At 69.7% G+C, this 1,078-nt stretch carries 1 pseudogene; it reads left to right on the top strand.

The window, feature by feature from the left end:
* Nucleotides 1-1,078 (top strand): annotated as a pseudogene (locus tag ADK36_RS09485) (alpha-amylase family glycosyl hydrolase); the annotation flags it as partial.

Here is a 1,078-nt window from a genome sequence, read left to right on the forward strand (position 1 = left end):
CTGGGCCGGTATCCGCTGCGGGATCTGGTGACGGCGTCGGATCCGCTGCCGCTGCTGGTGGAGCGGGAGCGGGCGCTGTACGGCTCCTGGTACGAGTTCTTCCCACGCTCCGAGGGCACACCGCAGCAGCCCCACGGCACCTTCCGCACCGCCGCGCGGCGGCTGCCGGCGATCGCCGCGATGGGCTTCGACGTGGTCTACCTGCCGCCCGTCCACCCGATCGGCACCACCTTCCGCAAGGGCCCGGACAACACCCTGTCCGCCGGCCCGGACGACCCCGGCGTGCCCTGGGCGATCGGCTCCCCCGAGGGCGGCCACGACGCGATCCACCCCGACCTGGGCACCATCGAGGACTTCGACCACTTCGTGGCGAAGGCGGCCGAACTCGGCCTGGAGATCGCCCTCGACTTCGCCCTGCAGTGCTCCCCCGACCACCCCTGGGTGCACAAGCATCCCGAGTGGTTCCACCACCGCCCGGACGGCACGATCGCCTACGCGGAGAACCCGCCGAAGAAGTACCAGGACATCTACCCCATCGCCTTCGACGCCGACATGGACGGCCTCGTCACCGAGACCCTGCGCGTCCTGCGGCACTGGATGGCCCACGGGGTGCGGATCTTCCGGGTGGACAACCCGCACACCAAGCCGGTCGTGTTCTGGCAGCGGGTCATCGCGGACATCAACCGCACCGACCCGGACGTGATCTTCCTGGCCGAGGCGTTCACCCGCCCGGCGATGATGCACACCCTGGCCCAGATCGGCTTCCAGCAGTCGTACACCTACTTCACCTGGCGCAACACCAAGCAGGAGCTGACCGAGTACCTGACCGAGCTGTCGGGGGAGGCGGCCGCCTACATGCGGCCGAACTTCTTCGCCAACACCCCCGACATCCTGCACGAGTTCCTCCAGCAGGGCGGCCGCCCGGCCTTCGAGCTGCGCGCCGTCCTGGCCGCCACCCTCTCCCCCACCTGGGGCATCTACAGCGGCTACGAACTCTGCGAGAACACACCCCTGCGCAAGGGCAGCGAGGAGTACCTCCACTCGGAGAAGTACCAGCTGCGCCCCCGCGACTGGGCGG

The sequence above is a fragment of the Streptomyces viridochromogenes genome (assembly GCF_001270495.1).
In the GTDB taxonomy this organism is placed as follows: Bacteria; Actinomycetota; Actinomycetes; order Streptomycetales; family Streptomycetaceae; genus Streptomyces; species Streptomyces viridochromogenes_A.